Raw genomic sequence first — 17690 nt, 5'->3', positions numbered from 1 at the left:
GCGCGGTTATGGTTTCAAAAAGATTTTCGCTGGGTTTTCCAGCCATGTCATTGGACGGTCAGGCCCATCTTTCCCAGCGGATCGGTTCCGGGAGTTGCCCAGTCCATGGGAGATACACCGTCCGGGAGGGTGACGGTTTTCAATACCTTGACAAATGTTTCAGGAGAATCGATCCGTTCCAGGTACCACAGGTCGATGCACAGTTTGTCGATGATGACATTCCCGGTTTTAGGGCAGGAAGTGTCGGCCCAGTCAAATCCCAGGAGGATTCCTTCCCATTGTCCGGTCTGGTCATTCTGTCGGTAGATGATGGTGGCGGCGGTTTCAACCGCCGGGAGGCGCCTGGCCCGGTCTGCTTCGGAAGGATAGGTCACGGCATATTTTTTCTTGCCCGGGGTGGCGTTTAAAAGGGTCATCAGGGCATCTTCCTTGCACCAGGGGTCTATCCCGTGAACGACATATCCGGATCTGCCCGGGGGAAAATGGGCCTGCACATAATCGGCCATGAAAATGCCGGACATCACCCCGGGGCAGTAATGGTCGTGAAATTCAAACGCCCGGACCACCCGGGCCGGTGCCCCGGATGCCACGGCATTGGCAATGGTGATGACCCGGAAGGCATTGTCCCCGAATATCCGGCCGGCCATCCGGGTTTCAAATTCTTTTGCATGCGCATAAAGATAATCGGCATCGATTCGTTCCACGGTCCGGATGCCGAATATGTCAGGAGACATGGCATCCGGAAACTGTTGAGGGTCTGATCCGCCGGGTTGCACCATCTCCAGATAAGCGCACCACCCGGATGCCGGATCATGGACCGCCACCCACAAAGGGTCCCAGGCAGCGGCATGGATCTCCACCAGGGTGTTTTTTCCCCGGCTGGCGCCGGTGACCGCTGCCAGGCCGTCAAGTACTCCCTGGGTCGGCATGCCGAACATTTGAGCATATCCTGCATTGGTCAGAACGATGAGATCTTTTTTGTCCGGGGTCTTGCCCGCATTCTGGATCATTTCCAGGGACAGGTCCGCGGCAAACTGTCCCACAGCTTTCCAGCGGGTGTAAACCGACCCGGAAGACGTTCCATCAGCGGCGGGTTGTCCAAAACATACCCCGCTCCAGGCAGTGATGGTGATGGCCACAAACAGGGCCGTTATAAAGGTGTGTTGATATTTTGCAGGTATCACGATTTTTCTCCTTTTTTTCCTTCATGTCATTTTCTGCATGTTGTTCAAAAACAAAAAGGCCAGGAACATCTGGACAGGGATATTCTCCTGTCCGACCTTCCTGGCCTTGGTTTTAATAATTCAAATAATTTCTGGTTCAGCCCGCTGCAATTTCGATTGCAGATTTTGGGCCAATCTATGTGAAAAAAACTTCCCTGTCAAGTCTTAATGATCTATTCATAGACTCCGGCAAGGGGATCTTTACCGTCCGGAAACATTGCGCCGAAAGAATCGCTTTTGTCCAGATCGGCGGCCGTGCAGTAATGCATTCCTTTTTTTCCGCCGGTCATCATCAGGGGCCTGGCTTTCTCCAGATCAAGCCGGCCGTCAGGGGTCAGGTAGATGTCATCCACCTCAAGCCTTGTTACCTGTCCCATGATCAGGGTATAGCCCTCTCCTTTGTGGAAGCCGGATAGCGTACACTCCATCCAGGCATAGGCCCCTTCGATGCCTGGGGATGTAATCGTTTCCGACGGTCTGGGTGTCAGGTCTGCCAGTGCAAACTCATCCTGTTCAGGCGGTGAAAACCTGGCCGTGGGAATCACCTTTTCCATAAAACTTTTTCCTGCCAGATTGACTACAAACTCACGGGTTTCCCGGATATTGGCAAGGGTGTCTCTTTTTTCTGCCGATGCCAGACAAATCAGGTCGAGGGGCCTTAGCACCGGCATGATGCAGGAATAGGGCGCAATATTGTTTATCCCTTCCCGGCTGCGGGTGGAAATAAAGGCCACAGGTAAGGGCATGAATCCCTCTCTCATGAATGGCTTAAATATCATTGTGTTCTCCTTTTTGGAATTGAAAAAATCAGTGTGATTCAGGCCAGGAGGAATCTTTTCCCAAAAGAATCTCAAGGGGATTGGCCCCCAACCGGACAAGGGTATCCACCTCTTCTTTTGTCTCAAGTTTCCGGGATTTGATCACAGAAACAAATTCCGATGGGCGGTCAAGGTGCCGGGTAAAAAATCGGTTGTACATTACATGGAGCCAGGGATCGTTCTTCCAGTCCGGTTTATCCTGCGAAAGGCCTGCAAATTTTTGAAATTTGTCCCACTGCCAATCAAAGGAAAGCACCCATGCGGTCCCACCGCCTGCAGGCCCGTCTTTTCGGACAACAATTCCTCCCAGATTGTTATACACGGCATCGGCGGTTTTCCAGGGACGGCTCCAGGGATAAGCCATGGTCACGTATCCGTGTTTGCCCGGCGTCAGGTTGAGCATGTTCATGATCAGGTCATCCTGGCACCAGGCCGGTGTTCCGATATAAATATATCCTTGCCCTTCTGTAAGGGGAAATTGCTCAAGAATATACCGGCTGGTAAAATAGCCGGTAAACACCCCGCAGCAGAGGTGGTCGTGGAAAAGGCTGCCAAAAAGCACCTGGGGAGGCACCTTGTCCGCCCACCCGTTGGCCAGGGTAACCAGGGAAAAGGCCTCTTTGCCCAGGATCTCATAAAAGGGAGTAAAATCCGTCTCCTTATCCACCCAAACGTTCAACGGTCCTTTAAGGTCGGGTCCCTGAGCGGTGATTCGGACCAGTACCATGTTCAGTTCCTTTGGGGATGGCTGACTGACAAAGGCGGCCCAGGGAGGTTCTCCCCAGGCCCGGTGAACCGTTAAAAGACTGCCCTGGCCCAGACTGACCCCGGATTCCCCGGAAAATACATCGAGGAGAATTCCACAGGACTGATTGTCAAGCAAGGCAGACCCTGCATTGGTCAGGCATACATCTATTTGTCCCGGGGACAGAGCTTTTTTGGCAGCAGCCACCGCATCCATGCCCATTTTTTCCATATCCGGTCCACAGATTCCACTCGAGGGGACAACCCATACCAGCCACAGCGTCAATATCAAATACAGGGATAAGTGCTTCATGTTGTTTTTGCTCCTTTCATCTTCTGGTTGCTTTTGTCTAACGCGGGAAACCCGCAACCCAAATGCCCCTCCTCAGTTTCTTGTTTTTTTCACAGAAGCTGAGGAGTAAGGCACTAAAAGGTAAACCGCATACCGGCCATTACCGTGGTCCCGGCCATTGGATAGCCCTCTCTTTCCTGGTAGTTCTCATCCAGAATGTTTTCCGCTGTGGCCTCAATTTCGGCGCTCAGTTTGGGGCCTTTATAAATCTTGTACCGGCCTGACATATTGACCAGGGTATACGCATCCAGGACCATGAGAGAATTTCCGGATAAATGCTCCCGCTCATCCACATGGTTCACCCAGATCCGGGCTGAAAAAGGCCCCTTGTCGTCAAAATCAATCCCGGCATTAAACATGGTCTCGGGCAGATCTGGCAACTGTTTGGAAAGGGCATTTTTCGTATCCCAGGGATCATCCGATTTATCCCCCTCCTGCCAGGTGGCATTGGCCCAGAGCCTAAGATTCATAGGAAGAGAAAAGCTGAAACCTGCCTCCACTCCTTTGATTTCTACCTGGCCGATGTTGTAGTACACAGACCCGACGCCGGGGACGGTGGTCGAAGAAATGTAATCTTCAATATCATAGTAATAGCCCCGGATGAAGAGTTCAAGGGATTGCCCAAGGGTCTGGTCCAGTCCCAATTCATACTGGACGGCTTTTTCCGGATTAAAAGAGGTGTTGAAATAACTGGATGCATTGTTAAGGTACCACCAGAAATACTCGGGAGAGGTGGGATACCGGTGGGCGATGCCCCATCTTGCCGTAATTTCTGTGGTGTCCGTGGGAGAGTAGACAATGCCGATCCTGGGATCGGTATGGGATTCGTTCAGACTGGTGACATCGGCACTCCAGGAAAACCCGAAGGCCTCCGGATCAACGGAACCTGCCTTGAACCAATTCTGACGTATCCCAAACTCCAGACTTATATCCGGCCTGATCTGCCAGGTGTCCTGAGCATAAACAGCATGGTACTCCATGATATCATCCTGGCCCTTGAACCCTTCTTTGATAAAGGTCATGAAGTTGATGGATCCATTAAACCTGGATTCATCAATGTAGGAAACCCGCTGATTCCCCCAGCCGTAACGGCGGGTTTCTCCGCCCAGTTCAATCAGATGATCTCCCATGATCCTGGAGTATGAGGTGTTCAACAGCCAGTTGTTGTCCTCTGCATCGGTTTCCCTTTTATAAATTATTTTATTCTTGTCTGCTGCATCATAATAGGTTTCCGTGGCGGTCTGGTTCCAAAGACGGCCTTCCAACCTGAAATTGCCGGTCCGGGTCTTGTGCGCGATGCGGGCGGTCAGGCTGGTGTTTTCATCCTCGGTGTAGGATTCATCTCCCCAGGCAAGAACCCCGTTGAGAAGCCGGGCGCTGATGCCGGGACCCCGAAGTTCCCTTTCATCTGCCAGAGGGTATGAGGGATCATAATACGGGCTGTCGGTTCTATTGTATACAGGGTTGCCGTTCTCTGAAGCGGAATAATCAAATCCCGCGCCGATTTCCCAGTTTCCTGGCAAATCCACGGAAAGCTTTCCAGATCCCCTGTCCCTGTCCATATGGTTGTTTCTCAAATACCCATCGGTTTCATAATGTCCTGCGGACAGGCTCCATCCCCAGATCCCTTTTTTCCATGAATGGGAGAAACCGGTATCCAGCGAGGAAAGGCTGCCCATGGAAAAATTAACCTGGGTAAAAGGGTCTGTCACGGGCTGCCGGGTGACCAGATTGACCACACCTCCCAGGGTGTTGCCGTATTTGGCCGGGCAGGCCCCCTTGAAAATTTCTATGGATTCCAGGGATTGGGCGGATAGTGATCCCCAATCTACGGGTCCGTTTCCATAGGAGCCGTCCCGGTTCAGAGGAATTCCGTCCCGGCGGATACTCAGACGGGTTTCGTTAAATCCTCGAATTCTCAACGCATCAGACCCGGTTCCCGACTGACTCTGACGTCGGACCTGGAGGCCTGCCTGATTCTTTAAAAGGTCAAGGAGATTTCCACTGGACAGAGGGGTTTGAAGTTCTTTGACACCAATTATTGCCATTTCCCGGACCTCATTGGTTTTCCGGCCAAATACAACCAAAGGTTCTAGCTCCGTTATATCAGTATTTTTCGTATTTTCTCCTTCAGCTCTTATGCTGCCTGTCCAGGCAAGAAACAGACAGGCCAGAATCAATATTTTCTTTACCATGTTCATCATCTTTCTCCTTTCGCACCATGATTATTTTCAACAATTTTCAACAATCCAGGCCACTACAAAAAAAGGCCGCAAAAAACCTTTACCGCTTCAGGGTCAAGGCCTTCGTGGCCGCAGTTTTGAGGACCGGATCCGTTTTGAGAAATCAGATCCGTATCATATGAGCAAATGATGGATCAACAGCAGGGTTGTATCTTCCAAAGCTTCCAGTTCATGATCGTGGATGGCTTTGAACCGGATCGCCTCTCCGGGTTTGAGAATCCGCGTGTCTTCCAGGACGGTTATCTTTACCCGGCCTGAAATGACCATGCAGATTTCTGCCGTATTGTCATGGAGATCCGGAACAGACACTGCCCGGCTTCCCCGGGGTGCTTCAAGGTGAAACAGTTCAAAACCCGAGAAATTCATCCGGATACCATGAAAGCCGTCTTTATTGTAAGTGGCTTTCTGCCCGGTTTCAGATTTTCCGGTTTCAGCCATTTCGACCAGTTGGCTTGCCCCCATCTGAAACACCTTTCCCAAAGCGCTCAGCGTTTCAATGGTGGGGTTGCCCTTGCCCGATTCCAGCTTGGCAATGGTTGCCCGGGTGACACCGGCTTCATGTGCCAGTGTTTCAGCCGTCATTCCCCGCTTCATGCGGAGGTTTTTAACAAAGGAAAAATCAAAATTCTGTTTTTGCTTCATGGACGGGTCTTGTAAAATATAATAATCAATATGTCAATTATATTATTGAAAAAATTTTTGATTTTCATGAACCGTGTGAATACAGAAGAAGTCACCAGGGTCTATCTTTGATGCCATGGGATTCCTTGCATATATAAAATAGACCGACCGGTGAAAAAGGCAGTCAGAAATAAAATTGCGAGTGATCAATTTATTGGAATCTGGGAAGGCCGAAAGGAAATGAAGGACAGCATCCAATGGGTTCGTAATGCCAGGGATACGGAGTGGATTGTCAGTTAATATGATTATTGTCGATACAGATATCCCGTCCTTATAGTTGTTAGCGACTTAATTTTTCGTATAATGTTTCAGGTGAAATATCGGCACCATTTGGCCAAGCGATTGTTCCGCCTTCTATTTTGCCTTGTTTAAAGAAGTTCTTGCTCTTTAGTGGAAATGTAATATCAGCCAAGCATGGCCATCTCCGGGTTGGTTTTTCCGCCCAGCCCTTCCGCCAGCACCATGGCGATCATGGGCAGGCACTCCATGTCAGATTTCGGTTATGTATTTGACTTTTATATCCATATGGATATAATCATGTCATGGCTGAAACAATGAAAGAAATTCATTGGGTTGGTTCCAGCAAAAAAGACCTGATGAAAATGCCGGGGGATGTGCAGGATATTTTTGGATTTGCGTTACATCTCGCCCAATCAGGGGCCAAGCATCCTGATGCCAGGCCTCTGAAAGGATTTGGAGGCACCAGTGTATTGGAAGTGGTGGAAAACTATAAGGGAAATACGTATCGGGCAGTCTATACAATTCGCTACAGTAATGCAGTTTATGTAATTCATTGTTTTCAAAAGAAATCACATCAAGGCATATCAACGCCTAAACGTGACATTGAAGTGATAGAATCCCGGTTGAGATTTGTAGAAGCAAGTTGTGGAGGGTTATAATGAATACTGTTAAAAAAGGCAGTGGAAACGTTTACATGGATCTTCAGATGGCTGATGCGCAGACCATGTATGTGAAAGCTTGTCTGGCATCAAAAATAGGTGAAATCATTAAGCAGCGTAATCTGACGCAACAACAGGCTGCGGAAATTCTTGGAATGCCGCAGCCTAAATTATCTCAGCTGTTACGCGGCAGTTTCCGGGGGATAAGTGAGGCAAAAATGATTGCATGCCTGAATTCTCTTGGCAGCGATGTGGATATTGTTGTCAGCAAAACCCATCAGGATTTTTCGAAAGGACAGACACAGGTATCATTCGCCTGAAATTTTGCTGTTTGAAGCAGCTATGCTGCAGCAATCAGGATCGATCAGGATCAGGCCAGCCTGGCCATATCCGGATTGTCTTTTCCGGCCAGCCTTTGTGCCAGCACCATGCCGATCATGGCCAGGCATTCCATGTCAAGGTACCGGGCCGCCTGTTTTTCAAACAGCAGGGAGCAGTCCGCCGGGAAATCCTCGTCCGCATCGTTGAACACCAGGTAGATCCTTACCCTGGGAAGGGCTTCGAACATATAAGACAGATCACAGGAGATCCCGATGTCACAGGGGGTTCCCCCCAGGTGGCGGCACCCGGCCTCCAGTTCAGCGATCCGGCCGGAAAAAGCCTTTGACACCGGTTTTTGGGCCGTATTGTCAAAGCCCTGCACATAAGGGGCCGCATCCCTGAAATCCCGGTATGTCACCAGATGTGTGTCATCCTCGGCCCTGTCCGGGCTCAGCAGCAGGTACTGGCACAGAATGACACACACGGAATGCGGGGGGCGGATCCCCCTGTGATCCACAATATTTTCGGGAGAGACTGAACAGGTGGTATTGAAAAAAGGAATGTTGATGGTTTGACCATCCACCTCGATTCCCAGCAGATCCTGTTTTCCCGTCAGGTCCAGGCCGGCCACCCGGGCCAGATAGTCCTGGTAGATTTTTTCAAAAACCGGTGCCTTGGATATCATGAACAGTGAAAGTCCTTTGTTTTATCAATATGAATAAAAAAAATATTATCATGTTGATGATCGGTTGACCATATCCGTGATGTCAGTTTCCGTTTCAGAAAAAAGAATCCGGTGATTCACCAGTTCCATTTTGTGAATCCGGGCATTGATGATGGCCTGATCTCCGAAAATGTTTCTGAGCATAAAACCGCCCTCATCCAGGGGTTCGACGATATCCACCGATTCCAGGACCAGGGTTTCTTTTCCATCCTGGATCAGATATGCGCTTGCTTCACACATGATGCAATACCTCCATAATTTTTGTTTCTGCAATGGCCATGGCCTGGTGGGGCAGGGGTTCCTTGTCGGAAAAATGCATCAGGTGCACGTTTTCCCGGTGAAGGGGCAGCAGAATCTTGGGTGCCGGACTCTCCATAACGGCCCCGGCCATCCGGGGGGTGATCTCTCCCAGGCTGGCATTGGGCCAGGTAATGGAAATGGGTCCGATGATGAGATCCGCGGTTTCAACGTTCCGTATCAGGGCGTTTTCTCCGGATGCACCGTTGTGGGCACCGGCCTTGAGCATACCGGCAGTGGCAATGGCATTGGTTCCCAGCGCCACCAGTTTGAAACGATTTTCATGGAACTGGCGGATATACTTGATGATGGCGGCACCGATCCCCCCGCCGTGGCCGTCAATGATACATATTGTTTTTCTGGGTTCTTCAATCATCTGCTGGATTCCGCCGTTTGTTGTCATGCGGCCAGTTCCTGGTGAAGCGGATGTAACACCGTTTCATGGTATTCCTCCTTCAGATGGTTAAAGATGCCTGCAACCCGCTTCAGGGTTTTCGGCTTCCAGAGCCTGATGGGTTATTTTTAGGTTATGTGCTGCGTTCACAGACTGTACGTATTTATATAACAAAAAAAGACCAAGAATATCTGGACAGCCTGGTATTTCGGTTTTCTTATTATTGATTCGCAGCTATCAAGACCTGCTCAGCTATTTTAGGCAGTTTGACAGGTGCAAACATTGATGCCGCATAGAGGTATCCATCAGATTCTGATTTGTCTTCATCAATAATTCGAAGCATGTTGTGTGACGCTGCATCTTTATCGGGTAACTTTCTGTATACTTTGCCTAAAATCAAGCTTGCTGGATTGTTTTTATTATCAATACATATTACAAAATCATTCATTATAGGTACCTCTTTATTTTGAAATCCTTTCGTCCAATACCGTGTGCTTCATACCAATGTATTTCGGCATTGCATTTTGTTTCGTCTACGAGTCGAACAATTGCCAAACCCTTCATTTTTCGCCAATGCCCCTTACCATATGTACGCTCAAGGTAATTTCGAATGTAAACTCCTCTGCCAGTGGCAATTGTTTCTATGTTGCTTATGTTTCCTATAATTTTAAATCCTATCACCATCCACCTTTTATCGCATTCATTCTATTCATCTTTTGTATATCAAGTTTTGTTGATGAATTCAAGCCGCATAAGGCCGCGTATACTGGGGCGGAATGCTCCTCGCCGCCCTCATCTAAAGGTGCAACGATATCCACCGATTCCAGGACCAGGGTTTCTTTTCCATCCTTGATCAGATATGCGCTTGCTTCACACATGGTGCAGTACCTCCATTATTTTTGTTTCTGCAAGGGCCATGGCCTGGTGAGGCAGGGGTTCTTTATCGGAAAAATGCATCAGGTGCACATTTTCCCGGTGAAGGGGCATCAGAATTTTGGGTGCCGGACTTTCCATGATGGCCCCGGCCATCCGGGGGGTGATCTCTCCGAGGCTGGCATTGGGCCAGGTAATGGATATGGGACCGATGATGAGATCTGCGGTTTCAACGTTGCGTATCAGGGCGTTTTCTCCGGAAGCACCGTTGTGGGCGCCGGCCTTGAGCATACCGGCAGTGGCAATGGCATTGGTTCCCAGCGCCACCAGTTTGAAACGATTTTCATGGAACTGGCGGATATACTTGATGATGGCGGCACCGATCCCCCCGCCGTGGCCGTCAATGATACATATGGTTTTTTGGGGAGCTTCATTCATCTGCTGATTTCCAATGCCGGTTGTCATGTAAATAGTTCCTGATTATCAACCCTATTGCCCAATTGTTCAAGAATCATATCGTTCGGTCATGAATAATCGGGATTGCGCCAGACGGTCCCCGAGAATGTTCAGTGTAAAAACAGTGACAAAGATCACCATACCAGGGAAAAAAGCCATATGGGGAGCGCTGAGAATATAGTCTTTCCCGTCCAAAAGAAGAGTTCCCCATTCCGGGGAGGGCGGAGAAACACCGAATCCGAGAAAACCTAAAGCAGAAACTGCCAGAATAGCCTTGGCCATGCCAAGGGTAATCATTGCCCAGACAGCTGGTATGGCAGGCGGAAGGATATGGTGGAAAATGATGCGAATGCCTGATACCTGGAAAAGTTTTGCCGCCTTCACATAGTCTCGTTGTTTGGTTTTCAAAGCAATTGCCCGAACAACCCGTGCATATCGCATCCAGGTAGTTGTGCTCAGTGCGAAGATCATGGTCGTCGTTCCAGGCCCCATGATGCCGGCAAGTGCCATGGCCAGCACGATATCGGGAAAAGCAAAGAAAACATCGGTGACCCGCATGAACAATTCATCGATAAGACCACCGAAATAGCCGGAAAACAGGCCGATGCACACACCGACAACCGATGAAACTACCACCACAATGAGTCCTGATCCCAGTGAATAACGGGCGCCGGCAATGACCCTGGAAAAAAGGCAGCGGCCAAGGCTGTCATTGCCGAATGGATGGCTAAGGCTGGGTTTGGCCAGTCTTTTGGTCATGTCGGTATGAAGAGGGTCGTGGGGGGGTATCCAGGATCCTATAGCGGGTATGAGCAAAAAAAGAACAACCAGAAGAGATGATGCCCACCGTTTAATATCTGGTCTGGATGATTTCACTGGAAGTGTCATAAAAAAGTATCTTTGATAAATGTCAAGGTTGTCTGATTCTTGGATCCAGTTGCGCGTAAATGATATCCACCACCGTGTTGACCGCCACAAAAAGGAGTGCTGTAAATATCACAATACCTTGAATCAAAGGGTAATCCCGATTGCTTACTGCTGTGACCAGGAGATCTCCCAGACCGGGCCATCCAAAAATGGTCTCAGTGATCACAGCCCCTTCCAGAATCATTGCAAATTCAAGTCCCACCACGGTGATTACGGGTATCATGGAATTTTTCAAAATATGCCGGGCATGGGTTCGTTTTGCTGAAATCCCCCGGGCTTTGAGGGCCATCAGGTACAGGCTGGATTTTTCCCGGATGACCGCCGCCCGAAGCACTTTTGCTGTATATGCGGTAATAGCCGTTCCCAACGTCAGAGATGGTAATATCAGGTGGAGAAAATCTCCCCTGCCAAAGCTGGGCAGCAACTGAAACGTGATGCAGAAAAAATTGATCAGCAGCAGCCCCAGCCAGTAATTGGGAATGGAAATACCCATGACCGCAATGGAAGTGCACAGTGTGTCAACCCAGGTGCCTGCACGGATGCCTGATAAAAATCCAAGAGGAAAAGCCGCGGCCATTGCAACTGTCATGGCTGCTATGGTCAGTTCCAGGGTTCTTGTGAACCTGAGCCAGATCAGTTCCATGACAGGCGTTTCATCCACCAGAGACCGTCCAAGATCCAGTTGCATCACATTACCCAGCCATATCCGGTACTGCTGCCAAAGCGGTTTGTCCAACCCCTCCGATTCAATGATCCAGTCGATCGTAGCCTGATCCACCTCTGACTGGCTGCCATGGCGGGCAATGGCGATTTCAAGGGCCGCATCTCCGGGGGCCAGTTGCATCAGGGCAAAGGTAATGAAGGTCACTCCGAGAACTACAGCCAGTGAAGAAGCGGTTCTTTTCAAGATAGAGGGTCTCATGGTGACACTCCGTGGCAGAATACCAGATGATTCCGGCCGGGCTCAACCGGTTCCGGGAATTCTACCGTGCACCTTCTTTTTTTTTCCGGACATCTCGGATGAAAGGGGCAGCCATTGGGACGTGCATTAAAAAAAGGAATCTCGCCCACAGGCTTTACTCGAGAAGCCGGCCACAACCAGGGTTCCAGGGCGCTGGATAGAAGCACCCTGGAATAGGGATGACAGGGACCGGCAAAAAAAATTTCAGCCGGGGCGCTTTCCATGATGCAGCCCATATAAATGACCGTAATTTTTGTGGCCATCCGCTTGACAATGGCAAGGTCGTGACTGACCATAAAAAGTGAGATTTTCTCTTTTTGATTGAGGTTGATAAGAAGATCGGCAATCCGATGCTTTGACAGTAAATCCAGGGAAGCCAAAGGTTCGTCTAGAACAATCAGCTCCGGATTGCTGCAAAGGGCTCTGGCAATGCAGATCCTTTGCTTTTGGCCCCCTGATACCTGAAAGGGATACCGGGCCAACATATTGGTGTCAAGATCCGCCATGGCGGCTTTTTCCATAGCAATTGATCTCCGCTGTTCAGCAGGAAATGTAAGCAGGGCTTCTTCTATGGACTGTTTCAACGTCATATGGGGGCTCAAGGCAGCGGCAGGACTCTGAAAAACCAGTTGAGTCAGATCTCTGAGTTGTTTGAATCCAGGGGCATCGGGTCCATTTGGATTACATGCCAAAGCACCTTTAAAATAGATCGCACCTGTTTGAATTCGATTGAGGCCCATAATACAGTTGATGAGAGTGGACTTGCCGGAACCACTTTCTCCGATCAGGCAGAAAATATCTCCGGCGGTCATGTCAAAACAGATATTTTTGAGGATTTCCACTCTCTTTTTTAACAGCCACCCGTGCTTTTGGGTAAATGAATTGCCAAGACGCTGAACGCTGAGAAGGGGCCGGGTCACCGGTTTCCTCCAAAGGCAGCCTGGAAAATTTTTCGGGTCAGGGAATGGGACGGACGTTCTGCCATCTCCTTAACGGTTCCGGACTCTATGACACATCCCTGGTCCATGACCGCCAGGGTGTCGCAAATATGTGCAACGGTATGCAGGTCGTGGGAGATGAAAATGAGACTGGTTTGATTTTTCCAGGCCAGAAAACGGATCAGTTCCAGGATTTGAAGGCGGATGGTGGGATCCAGTGACGATGTGACCTCATCCAGGATTACGATTTCCGGTGCCGGCAAAAAGACCATGATGACTTGTGCACGCTGGAGCATCCCAAGGCTCCATTGGTGGGGGTATTTTCTACACTGGATTTCGGGAGAGGTCACCCCCACTGAAGCAAGCATGTCCCAAACAGCTGCCATGTTCAGCTGCTGGAGATGGTTGTTGCTGGATGACCGGGTTAAACGGCGGACAGATGAAAGCACTTCCTGAAACTGAGACTCCATGGTAAAAACCGGATCCATGGCTGCCAGTGGATCCTGAAAAGCCATGGCAATACGGTGTCCCCGTATGTTGTTCATTTCTTTTTCACCCAATTTTACCAGATCACTGTTTTTGAAAAGGATCTGGCCGGAACGGATGATTCCCGGTGTCTCCAATCGGATAATCGTTCTAGCCAGCATGGTTTTTCCTGATCCGGATCTTCCGATCAAGCCGAGTTTCTGACCCTGCGTTACGTTTATACTGATCCGGTCCAGCACCTTGTTCCAGCCCGAGTTGTCAGGTTGATAAAGGCTGAGTTCTTTCACCTGAAGATGCGGCAGGAACGAATGCTTTGGTTTGTTTCTGGTTGTGAAATTTTCCTTTGTTATACTCATGGTTCAGCCTTGATGTACAGGTCCGGAGTAAGCAGCATTTTTTCCGCTGGATGGAGCCGAAATCCTTTTACATGGCTGCCCCTGGCTACCACAATGGATTTGTGGAAAAGCACGATCAGTGGGAGATCTTCGTGAACAATTTCCTGTATCCGGTTATAAATCTGTTTTCTTTGATCCATATCAAAAGTGGCCCTTCCGATTGCCGCAAGACGGTCCAGTTCCGGGTTGACAAACCCCATGTGATTCGATCTTCCGTTAGATGTCAACACCTTTGAAATGAAATCGTCGGGTTCTCCTTGGGGTGCAGCATTCCACATTTGCAGATTCAGGTGGACCTGCCCTTTGTCCATCGACTGGTTGATGGGGGAAGCGTTTCGGGTGATTTTGAGGCGGGTACCGATACCGACTGCCTTGAGCTGGGCCGCAATCAGCTCGAGGGTGGGTTTGAGGGCGGCCCGTCCCTCATACGTCCATATTTTCAGAATCAGTGGGGATCCGTTTAACTCGAAGATACCATCCTGATCCGTGTCCCGGGCACCAGCCTCCTTCAGAAGAATAACCGCTTTTTCTGGATTATATTCCTGGGGTATCAAATCAGGATGGTGCCAGGGAAGGACGGCCGGGAAAATCGATGCACCGGGTTGACCGCCGACACCAAAAAGAACGGCATCTACAAGCGCCTGCCGGTTTATGGCCAGATTGACAGCTTTTCGAATACGAAGGTCTTTCAGCGGGCCGTCTTTGATACGGACCAAAAGAAAACAAATCCGGTTGGTGGGATGCGTCTGAATAATCGCATGTTGGGGATGATTCATGTTTCGAAGGGCATCGATTTCAGGAAAATTCATGGCAATATCCACCTGACCGGATTCAAATGCCAGCATTCGGGTAGACGGATTTTTGATGATTTTCAAATCTGCACCGGAAAGACCGGGTCTTTTTCCCCAGTATGCCTCAAATCGAGACACTGCCATTCCCTCTCCCGGGTCGACCTGTTCAAGAACAAAGGGACCGGTTCCTGAAATATGGCCGTATATCCCGGCCGGCCGGGATATACCGGTACCAGGGGCGGTCAGTTTGAAAAGAAATCCGGCATCCGGTGTACGGGTTTTAAAGATCAAAGTCTGTGCCGCCTCATTTTTTTCAATTGAAGCAAGATTCAGAAGGGTTGTAAGCTGTTTGTTGAACACGGGGCTGGAAGGTTTGAGAAGTCTGTCAAAGGAAGATTTGACGGACTGTGCATCCATGGGGGTCATGTCATGAAAAAGGACGTTCTTTTTGAGGGTGATTTCCCACATTAATGGGCTCAGTTGATCGGCGGAGTGTGCCAGCACTGGCATCAGTTGCTGATCCATGTTCAGGGCGAACAGTGTTTCAATCACACCCGCTTCAGTCAGATACCAGCCATTGGACCCCTGGGCCGGATCCGGATGTTTGACGGACGGACCAAAGGGTTTGGCTATGGTGATCCGATCTGTTTCCGCCATTGCCGGGCTGAACAATGAGGCCAGGATTGTTGCGATCAGAAGTGGAGCCAATGAGTTTAGAAATTTTTTCCACACCAGATCAGAATCAGACGAATTGAGGGCCGGACAGAAACAGGTTCTGCCCGGCCTTTCACCAAATGGGGGTATTATGTAAAATTTCAAAAATATGGCCTAAAGGGAAAGTGATACCGTAGCGAGTATGGTCCTGCCGGGCATCTGGTAGTATTCATAGTATTCTTCATCCAGCAGGTTGTCCACAGACAGAGTCAAAGCCAATTTTTTACCGGGCCTGACCGTTACCTGGGTGTCCACGACAAAGGAGTCTGTGTAGTCATTGAACGCATCGCTTGCGTATGGGTCGCGCCGGTCATCCCAGACATTGTCAGAGTACCTGAGGTTGACAGAGGCATCCAGGAAATCGGTAAAATATCCCAACCAAAGATTGACAATATCCGATGGCACCTCTTCCACTTCCCAGCCTTCTCTGCCGTACGCAGGATCAGTATCGTAATATTCAGACCAGTTATGGGTATAATGAATTCCGCCTCTCAGGTTCCAGGGCAGGATCGCTTCCAAAGCCGCCTCGATGCCGTTGACTTCCGCTTTTCCCACGTTATGGTATTTTCTGACATTTTGCGATATGCCGTCGATAATCTCGTTTTTCCAGATTCTTGCTATGACGTCATCATACTCATTCTGGAAATAGGTGGCTTTGACGCGTAGCCGTTTTTCGAGCAGTTCCCACTCCGTACCCAGTTCCCAGGATGTGTTTGTAAAGGGTTTCAGGTCCGGGTTTCCTGTGCCATATGTTGTTTCTCCGCCCATGGTGAATGAATAGGGAGAAATCCGATAAGCCAGTGAAGGCGCAGTGAATGATTGTCCATAGGAAGCCCGCAGAACGCCATTGTCCGTCAAGCGGTAAACCACGGAAGCTTTGGGGCTGAACTCGCCGTCATCCACATCATCGTTAACCGAAGGATTTCCCTGAATATCAGAATACTCTGTATCCGTAGCCCACCAATGATCATACCGCCCCCCGAGATAAAGAGTCGTTGATTCAATGGGGGTATATTCGGCCTGGATGTAGGTCCCCCAGGTCAGGCTTTCCCCTGAACCTCGAGTCTTAACGGAGGTCCAACTATCCAGATCATTGGCTCCGGACAGGTTGTACGTGGTGTCAGTGGCCGTTTCTTTCACCCCTTGAGTGCCCATGGTCAAAAGAAACCGGTTGTCTATCAAGTGAAATGTGGCGGAAAGGTCTGCCTGCAAAAGATCATTGTCCTGTACCTGGGTGGTGGCTCCGGAAAATGAATGGATCTGTGTTTCCTTGTCGTTAAAGCCCAATAATGCGGTCACATCCACTTTATCCGGCACAGAGTGATCGTAATGAAGGGTATGTGCATTGGATTCTTTCTGATAGGTGCTTACAGAGAAAGTGGTGTCGCCCAGTGCATACAGGTAGGTGTCTGAACCGCCCTGAAGATAATAATCCCCGGCTGTGATGGGGTTTCCATCGGTATCGACAAGAAAGCTTTTACCGCCCCGCCATCCATACTCAAACTGGCTGGTGTTAAAGCTGTACCAGATCTTGGAATAATCTGAGAATTCGTATCCGGTTTTTAAAAACGCTCCGTAATCCTCATACCAGTTTTCTCCATTGGTGCCGACCATATACCGGGTAGCACCGGTTTTCGGGTCGATATCCTTAGCCACGCCGGCTGCAAACGGAATGGACGGATCCAGGGTGCCGGTCACAAGTTTGCTGGTGGATGGGGTCACATAATAAGGATTAGTTTCATAACCATCCGTGGTCCGGTATTTGAAACTCATGGAATAGAAGAATTTGTCCCCAAGGGTTTTATCTGCCCAGGAAATATTTTCAGAATCTTTCGAAGCACCAAAAGGGCGGTCTGCAAGGCGTGCACTGTAATACTGGGTGTCATCGCTGCCATAACTAAAAGATGCTTTGGCATCCATGTCATAAGGGATCTTCGTGACATAATTGATGACACCGGTCTGGGCAAGGGTGCCGTAAAGAGCGGAATAGGGCCCCCGGACCACCTCGATCCTTTCAACATCTTCCATGGGGATGGCCCCGGTGTGGTAATAGTGGCCGAAATCATACCAGTTGAGCCCGTCAACCATGACCAGTGCCTTGTTTCCACGGATCATTGGACGGGACCAGTAATCGGCAAGACCCCTGTATTGACGGGGGTATATCCCTTCGGTCCGGAACAGGGGTTTGAAAGGGTGTTCCGAGTTGAATGCAGAAATGTCATCTTCCGGAATAACGGAAACGGAAGCCGGTGAATCCAGGGGGGCTTTGGGGGTTTTTGTGGCAATGACCGTAACGGTTTCAAGTTCCACACTTTTCCCGGATGTGGTATATTCCTGACCTTGGGCCTTTGTTGTTTCATCTGAGGCCCATGACGAGAAACTCAATAAAATGGAAGTCACAACTAAATAAAAGAACATGTTTACATGTTTCATCATTTTTTCCTTTGGTTGAT

At 49.5% G+C, this 17690-nt stretch carries 20 protein-coding genes; 2 read left to right on the top strand and 18 right to left on the bottom strand.

The features are described 5' to 3' along the window. Positions 1-47 precede the first annotated feature (47 nt). The 6 genes from DPO_RS02400 to DPO_RS24350 form a co-directional block, all read right to left on the bottom strand. Positions 48-1184 (bottom strand): FmdE family protein, encoded by a 1137-nt coding sequence (locus DPO_RS02400; protein ID WP_006964055.1) that lies wholly within the window; start codon positions 1182-1184, stop codon positions 48-50. A gap of 212 nt (positions 1185-1396) precedes the next feature. Then, on the bottom strand, positions 1397-2002 hold the full coding sequence (locus tag DPO_RS02395; protein ID WP_006964054.1) for a flavin reductase family protein: 606 nt from the start codon (positions 2000-2002) through the stop codon (positions 1397-1399). Between the two features lie 28 nt (positions 2003-2030). Next, positions 2031-3098 (bottom strand): FmdE family protein, encoded by a 1068-nt coding sequence (locus DPO_RS02390; RefSeq protein WP_006964053.1) that lies wholly within the window; start codon positions 3096-3098, stop codon positions 2031-2033. Positions 3099-3211: 113 nt separating this feature from the next. Continuing rightward, positions 3212-5341, bottom strand: a complete 2130-nt coding sequence (locus DPO_RS02385) for a TonB-dependent receptor (RefSeq protein ID WP_083911957.1) — start codon at positions 5339-5341, stop codon at positions 3212-3214. A gap of 153 nt (positions 5342-5494) precedes the next feature. Further along, entirely contained in the window at positions 5495-6022 is a 528-nt protein-coding gene (locus DPO_RS02380) for a helix-turn-helix domain-containing protein (RefSeq protein ID WP_006964051.1), read from the bottom strand. 319 nt (positions 6023-6341) lie between these two features. Next, positions 6342-6473, bottom strand: a complete 132-nt coding sequence (locus DPO_RS24350) for a DUF2442 domain-containing protein (RefSeq protein ID WP_083911956.1) — start codon at positions 6471-6473, stop codon at positions 6342-6344. A gap of 130 nt (positions 6474-6603) precedes the next feature. Here DPO_RS24350 and DPO_RS02375 point away from each other — a divergent pair, with 130 nt between their 5' ends. Together DPO_RS02375 and DPO_RS02370 are read left to right on the top strand one after the other, a co-directional pair. Next, positions 6604-6960 (top strand): type II toxin-antitoxin system RelE/ParE family toxin, encoded by a 357-nt coding sequence (locus tag DPO_RS02375; protein WP_006964050.1) that lies wholly within the window; start codon positions 6604-6606, stop codon positions 6958-6960. Then, positions 6960-7280, top strand: coding sequence for a helix-turn-helix domain-containing protein (locus DPO_RS02370; protein WP_006964049.1), 321 nt, complete (start codon positions 6960-6962; stop codon positions 7278-7280). Before DPO_RS02375 ends, DPO_RS02370 begins: the two co-directional genes overlap by 1 nt. A gap of 50 nt (positions 7281-7330) precedes the next feature. On the opposite strand, the gene DPO_RS02365 is transcribed toward DPO_RS02370, so the two are convergent. The 12 genes from DPO_RS02365 to DPO_RS02305 all read right to left on the bottom strand — a co-directional run bounded on the left by DPO_RS02365 (position 7331) and on the right by DPO_RS02305 (position 17673). Next, positions 7331-7966 carry a DUF3786 domain-containing protein gene (locus tag DPO_RS02365; protein WP_006964048.1) on the bottom strand — a complete coding sequence of 212 codons (636 nt, stop codon included), beginning with the start codon at positions 7964-7966 and terminating at the stop codon, positions 7331-7333. Between the two features lie 48 nt (positions 7967-8014). Next, positions 8015-8245 carry a CooT family nickel-binding protein gene (locus tag DPO_RS02360; protein WP_006964047.1) on the bottom strand — a complete coding sequence of 77 codons (231 nt, stop codon included), beginning with the start codon at positions 8243-8245 and terminating at the stop codon, positions 8015-8017. Beyond that, on the bottom strand, positions 8238-8705 hold the full coding sequence (locus tag DPO_RS02355; protein WP_006964046.1) for a DUF3842 family protein: 468 nt from the start codon (positions 8703-8705) through the stop codon (positions 8238-8240). The genes DPO_RS02360 and DPO_RS02355 overlap by 8 nt, the downstream gene beginning before the upstream one ends. A gap of 211 nt (positions 8706-8916) precedes the next feature. Next, positions 8917-9144, bottom strand: coding sequence for a hypothetical protein (locus DPO_RS02350; protein ID WP_006964045.1), 228 nt, complete (start codon positions 9142-9144; stop codon positions 8917-8919). A gap of 229 nt (positions 9145-9373) precedes the next feature. Continuing rightward, entirely contained in the window at positions 9374-9574 is a 201-nt protein-coding gene (locus DPO_RS24345) for a CooT family nickel-binding protein (protein ID WP_006964043.1), read from the bottom strand. Then, a complete protein-coding gene (locus DPO_RS02335) occupies positions 9567-10034 on the bottom strand; it encodes a DUF3842 family protein (protein WP_006964042.1) in 468 nt (155 codons plus the stop codon). The genes DPO_RS24345 and DPO_RS02335 overlap by 8 nt, the downstream gene beginning before the upstream one ends. Positions 10035-10073: 39 nt before the next feature. Beyond that, a complete protein-coding gene (locus tag DPO_RS02330) occupies positions 10074-10784 on the bottom strand; it encodes an ABC transporter permease (RefSeq protein WP_006964040.1) in 711 nt (236 codons plus the stop codon). A gap of 151 nt (positions 10785-10935) precedes the next feature. Beyond that, a complete protein-coding gene (locus DPO_RS02325) occupies positions 10936-11874 on the bottom strand; it encodes an ABC transporter permease (RefSeq protein ID WP_006964038.1) in 939 nt (312 codons plus the stop codon). Then, positions 11871-12833 carry an oligopeptide/dipeptide ABC transporter ATP-binding protein gene (locus tag DPO_RS02320; protein WP_006964036.1) on the bottom strand — a complete coding sequence of 321 codons (963 nt, stop codon included), beginning with the start codon at positions 12831-12833 and terminating at the stop codon, positions 11871-11873. The genes DPO_RS02325 and DPO_RS02320 overlap by 4 nt, the downstream gene beginning before the upstream one ends. After that, positions 12830-13693, bottom strand: a complete 864-nt coding sequence (locus tag DPO_RS02315) for an ATP-binding cassette domain-containing protein (protein WP_006964033.1) — start codon at positions 13691-13693, stop codon at positions 12830-12832. Before DPO_RS02315 ends, DPO_RS02320 begins: the two co-directional genes overlap by 4 nt. Beyond that, positions 13690-15180: an ABC transporter substrate-binding protein gene (locus DPO_RS02310; protein ID WP_006964031.1), complete on the bottom strand. Its 1491-nt coding sequence runs from the start codon at positions 15178-15180 to the stop codon at positions 13690-13692. The genes DPO_RS02315 and DPO_RS02310 overlap by 4 nt, the downstream gene beginning before the upstream one ends. A 171-nt stretch (positions 15181-15351) precedes the next feature. Then, positions 15352-17673, bottom strand: coding sequence for a TonB-dependent receptor (locus tag DPO_RS02305; protein WP_236609877.1), 2322 nt, complete (start codon positions 17671-17673; stop codon positions 15352-15354). Positions 17674-17690: the final 17 nt, after the last annotated feature.

The organism is Desulfotignum phosphitoxidans DSM 13687 (genome assembly GCF_000350545.1).
GTDB lineage: Bacteria > Desulfobacterota > Desulfobacteria > Desulfobacterales > Desulfobacteraceae > Desulfotignum > Desulfotignum phosphitoxidans.
The sequence above is the reverse complement of the archived record's forward strand: the minus strand, read 5'-3'. Positions and strand labels throughout refer to the sequence as shown.

Bases quoted from the DNA above. Each gene is read 5' to 3' on its own strand.
- DPO_RS02395 (WP_006964054.1), bottom strand. From the start codon at position 2,002: ATGATATTTAAGCCATTCATGAGAGAGGGATTCATGCCCTTACCTGTG.
- DPO_RS02390 (WP_006964053.1), bottom strand. From the start codon at position 3,098: ATGAAGCACTTATCCCTGTATTTGATATTGACGCTGTGGCTGGTATGG.
- DPO_RS02385 (WP_083911957.1), bottom strand. From the start codon at position 5,341: ATGATGAACATGGTAAAGAAAATATTGATTCTGGCCTGTCTGTTTCTT.
- DPO_RS02380 (WP_006964051.1), bottom strand. From the start codon at position 6,022: ATGAAGCAAAAACAGAATTTTGATTTTTCCTTTGTTAAAAACCTCCGC.
- DPO_RS02375 (WP_006964050.1), top strand. From the start codon at position 6,604: ATGGCTGAAACAATGAAAGAAATTCATTGGGTTGGTTCCAGCAAAAAA.
- DPO_RS02370 (WP_006964049.1), top strand. From the start codon at position 6,960: ATGAATACTGTTAAAAAAGGCAGTGGAAACGTTTACATGGATCTTCAG.
- DPO_RS02365 (WP_006964048.1), bottom strand. From the start codon at position 7,966: ATGATATCCAAGGCACCGGTTTTTGAAAAAATCTACCAGGACTATCTG.
- DPO_RS02360 (WP_006964047.1), bottom strand. From the start codon at position 8,245: ATGTGTGAAGCAAGCGCATATCTGATCCAGGATGGAAAAGAAACCCTG.
- DPO_RS02355 (WP_006964046.1), bottom strand. From the start codon at position 8,705: ATGACAACAAACGGCGGAATCCAGCAGATGATTGAAGAACCCAGAAAA.
- DPO_RS02350 (WP_006964045.1), bottom strand. From the start codon at position 9,144: ATGAATGATTTTGTAATATGTATTGATAATAAAAACAATCCAGCAAGC.
- DPO_RS24345 (WP_006964043.1), bottom strand. From the start codon at position 9,574: ATGTGTGAAGCAAGCGCATATCTGATCAAGGATGGAAAAGAAACCCTG.
- DPO_RS02335 (WP_006964042.1), bottom strand. From the start codon at position 10,034: ATGACAACCGGCATTGGAAATCAGCAGATGAATGAAGCTCCCCAAAAA.
- DPO_RS02330 (WP_006964040.1), bottom strand. From the start codon at position 10,784: ATGACCAAAAGACTGGCCAAACCCAGCCTTAGCCATCCATTCGGCAAT.
- DPO_RS02325 (WP_006964038.1), bottom strand. From the start codon at position 11,874: ATGAGACCCTCTATCTTGAAAAGAACCGCTTCTTCACTGGCTGTAGTT.
- DPO_RS02315 (WP_006964033.1), bottom strand. From the start codon at position 13,693: ATGAGTATAACAAAGGAAAATTTCACAACCAGAAACAAACCAAAGCAT.
- DPO_RS02310 (WP_006964031.1), bottom strand. From the start codon at position 15,180: ATGGCGGAAACAGATCGGATCACCATAGCCAAACCCTTTGGTCCGTCC.
- DPO_RS02305 (WP_236609877.1), bottom strand. From the start codon at position 17,673: ATGATGAAACATGTAAACATGTTCTTTTATTTAGTTGTGACTTCCATT.